The organism is Natronococcus jeotgali DSM 18795 (assembly GCF_000337695.1).
In the GTDB taxonomy this organism is placed as follows: Archaea; Halobacteriota; Halobacteria; order Halobacteriales; family Natrialbaceae; genus Natronococcus; species Natronococcus jeotgali.
The window spans coordinates 1-3,595 of sequence record NZ_AOIA01000038.1 but is presented as its reverse complement, the minus strand read 5'-3'; the positions used below and the strand labels follow the sequence as shown (position 1 = coordinate 3,595).

Below are 3,595 nucleotides of genomic sequence, written 5' to 3'. Positions count from 1 at the left end.
CCACGAACCTCGAAAATTTGCAGTGCAAACAGCATATCCGGTGAATTTAAGCCGGATAGCGCCGTTAGCTCATATACACGCCCGAAACCGTTGCTTCGGTTTCGGGGGTTCTTCTTCGGGAGCAAGGGGCCATCTTGCTCCCGCCGCGCCACACCGTGAGTGACACGTCCGAGTTCTTGCTCTAACTGTTCAGTCAGGATTACTTAAACGTTTGTTAGTTCTTCCAAACTGCTCGTAATGCAAACAATTCTGTTAGCCATGCAAACATATTGACCACAATGAGTTTCCATCCAGCGATTGGCGGGTATCTCATGGACATCACGCCAACACAGAAAGCCATCCTCGTTGATTTGTTACTCCACAATGATGATAAGGCTGGTAACATTGCTCGGAGGACAGGGAGACACCGAAATTCGGTGTCTCGTTCCTTTCAGGACCTCTTAGATGCTGGATTCGTGCAGGAGAAGGGCGGCGGAGTCTACCGACTAACGGACCGTGGCCGAGAGTCAGCAATCGGCCTTGTAAAGCCACAGATTGATGTTTACGAGGCTTAAGATGGATATTTGCTACGCAAACTAAACAGTCATCAACACAAACACTTTTCACTAATTGCGACAGTCTAAAAATGTAATGTCGAAGATGGAATTCGACCCCGCAGACGCGGGGTTCACGGTGGCTCTCATGGTCGCCGGATTCATTCAGACGGGCATCGCAACCTTCCAACTATTCGATATCAATTTCACCGACGTGATTTTCTCGTCGGGGAATATCGAAATCACGCTTGCGTACGCGGTATCTGTCGGCGCGTTCGCGGGCATCATCATCACGAACGAGAACACCGACCTATCGTCTCTCAAAGACGATGCGGAGAAGCTTGACGACTACTATATGTGGTCGATTTTCGGCACGGTCGGGGTGTTCGCTGCGTGGCTGTTGGTCGGTGACGTTTCCTCATTCTTCCAGAGTAGCGACCTCTGGGGCTTGGTCTACGTCGGCATCACGAGCACGGCCGGGTTCGCTGCGGGGTGGATGCTCTAATGGTGGACCTTGACCTTGACCTAGAGACGGTCGCCACACTTGGCGCGTCGGTTGGTGCTCTCGACGCCGGACTATCCGCGGGCGCAGACATCACGATTTTATCCGACCTGCTTGGTGGCAGTCTTGAAATAGGGCTGATTGTGGTTGGTGCAGCCGGTGGGTCTCTCATCGCAGACCGGCTCGGACTCGTTGAGGTGTTTGATTCGTGACTCTCGTTCGGAGGGTCATGGTTATGCTGCTCGTTGGAATCGTCATCACGACCGCCGCCACGAGCGGCGTGGTTCCAGGGTCATCTCCGGTCGGACACGCATCTGCGGAGATGGTCAACTGCGATGGTTCGGCGTCAAACTACCTCGGTGGTGCGTGGTTCAATACGATTCTCGGCAATACCGAGGGTTGTCATTGGTCAGACAACACCGACTATGAGAATCTCACCGCCACAAATGCGTATTCAAGCGCTCTTGCCCTGAAAGACGCAACCGACTCGTACACCACGACGACGCAGAACTTCATGGCTAATGCTCGAACGGTCGCCATGTCAAAGGCTAAAATAACGATGGTGAACGAGCTAAATAACGGTGCATCCCGGTCACAGGCTAAATCCGCGGTGAACCAAACGGTTCGAGACTACTACTCTCGGGTTCAGGTTCGGATTCTCTCAGATTGGGACGCTAAAGTCACTCAAATAGCTAGTCTAGATAACCAATCCGACCAAACAATTGGATACTACTACCAAAATGAGAGGAATGGAGAATGGTACTCTGGTGGTGAAACGCTTGGAACAAACACGATTCAATTCGAGTTAGTCAATGGAACATCTGTCGATACTGAAGAAATCTCTCTGAGGACTCTCCCATCCGGCTCCCGTTTCCATCCGGGGGGGTCGTCAGACCCACCAAAAGCATCTCCTATCCGGGTTGTTGCCGTCGAACCAAACTCGTCCGAGGAGACACGAATCTTCGAGTCACAGGATTATGGGTCGCTCGGCTCTTGGGCGAACGACCAGAACGACACCTATCTGCTCGACGAAACCCAAGAGCAGACCCAACAAGTGCTTGCGAATATGGACCCCTACGTTGATGAGGTGTCCAGCCAGTACCAAGCAGGCGAAATAAACTCGTCAGACCTTGCGATGATGGACCCATCCACTATCGGGGCTGAGGCATCCACATCTCTCAAAAAGTCTGGATACTACGGTCAGGGCGCGGCCATGCTCGCGTCAACCGGTGCTTCCGGGGATATCAATGCATCGCACACTATTGCAGTCGGAGACGGCTCGGGCAATCCGACGGTGCTTAATGGAACATTGTTCTACACCGGAGATGACGCATCTGGTGGCTGGGATACTGGTCAGACATACCGATTTTCAGATTATAATGGAACCTTCTACATGGCTGTTCAAGATGGGGCCAACGGCACGATTGTTGACCTCTCCACATATGGGTCGCAGTTTGAAATTTTAGAGGCTGTGAACACCCGGACAGGGGAGACGATGAACACGACCAGCCCACACAAGTACCTCTACAACTCAACGAACGCAAGCTCCCTCGCGGACGAAATCGAGCAGTTGCGACAACTCAGAAGGCAGTATGAGACCACCGGAACTGGTGGCGGTGGTGGCGGCGGTGGCTTCGGTGTTGGAACCGAAGACCGCGTTATCATCGTTGCCGCGATTGTCGCGCTCATCCTCGTCTCAACCCGGAACTAACCCCACCGATTCCCAATTTTTCGGACACCATGCGCCGAATAATCACCACACTCATAATCCTCATCGCAGTTGTATCGCCCGCGCTCGTCGGCACGGTCGCCGCGACGAACGAGACAGCGACCGCCACGCCGAGCACGCCCGAATCAACCCAGACTATCGAACTCTCCCCGACGACTCGAATCAAATCGTGGTCGTTCTCAAATGGGACGTTCTCGCTCGTCGTCGAGGCGGATACTCCGACTCGAATCGCAATCACCGACGCCGGGACTCTCTCCCGAATCCTGAGCGAAGGAGACGGCTCGGCCGCGGGGAAAGCCCGCGTTCGGCGCATGACCTTGACCCCCGGCGAGACCACCGTCAATTTCCGCGCCGAGGACTTCAACGGCGCGTCGGCAATCACCGTCACCTCATCGAATGCGGACGGTATCGTTGCTATCCGGTCTGACGCAGTTAGGGCCGCGAAACCCCCCGTCGAATGGGGCACCGTCCAGTCACTCATTGGCGCAACAGCGGTCGCGTCAGTCGGCGGGACCTATGTCTGGGTGAAGCGCAAGCGCGAGGAGACAGACCTTGAGGTGGTCCGCGAATGGTGAACGACTGGCTGAAGCTCGGTGGCGCGGGCGCGGCGCTGGCGTACTTCGGCGGCGCGGAACTCCCGGCGTGGTCGAGCCTCGCGGTCTCAGCGCTCGTCATCGCGGGCGTGGCCGCGCTGTTCGCCACGGGGAAAATCAACGACCTCCTCCCCGACCCGCCTCGCGTCCGAATCGTACAGGTGAACGCGAACAACGACGAACCTATGGCGTGCTGGTCGCTCTCGCCGGACACGTTCGCAGAGACTCAGGTTGAGTG

5 protein-coding genes and 1 pseudogene are annotated in these 3,595 nt (G+C 55.4%); all 6 read left to right on the top strand.

What is annotated here, in order from left to right; all coding sequences use genetic code 11:
• Window positions 1-278: 278 nt before the first annotated feature.
• A complete protein-coding gene (locus tag C492_RS25775; protein ID WP_005533701.1) occupies window positions 279-554 on the top strand; it encodes a helix-turn-helix domain-containing protein in 276 nt (91 codons plus the stop codon).
• 76 nt (window positions 555-630) lie between these two features.
• Window positions 631-1,038 (top strand): hypothetical protein, encoded by a 408-nt coding sequence (locus C492_RS06830; RefSeq protein WP_005533704.1) that lies wholly within the window; start codon window positions 631-633, stop codon window positions 1,036-1,038.
• Window positions 1,038-1,247 carry a hypothetical protein gene (locus C492_RS06825; protein WP_004052064.1) on the top strand — a complete coding sequence of 70 codons (210 nt, stop codon included), beginning with the start codon at window positions 1,038-1,040 and terminating at the stop codon, window positions 1,245-1,247. The genes C492_RS06830 and C492_RS06825 overlap by 1 nt, the downstream gene beginning before the upstream one ends.
• Window positions 1,248-1,270: 23 nt before the next feature.
• Window positions 1,271-2,746, top strand: a complete 1,476-nt coding sequence (locus C492_RS06820; protein WP_239638921.1) for a hypothetical protein — start codon at window positions 1,271-1,273, stop codon at window positions 2,744-2,746.
• A 29-nt stretch (window positions 2,747-2,775) separates the two neighbouring features.
• Complete coding sequence (locus tag C492_RS06815) at window positions 2,776-3,339, top strand: hypothetical protein (RefSeq protein WP_005533715.1); 564 nt, start codon at window positions 2,776-2,778, stop codon at window positions 3,337-3,339.
• Window positions 3,333-3,595: pseudogene (locus C492_RS06810) on the top strand (hypothetical protein); the annotation flags it as partial. The gene C492_RS06815 and the pseudogene C492_RS06810, both read left to right, overlap by 7 nt.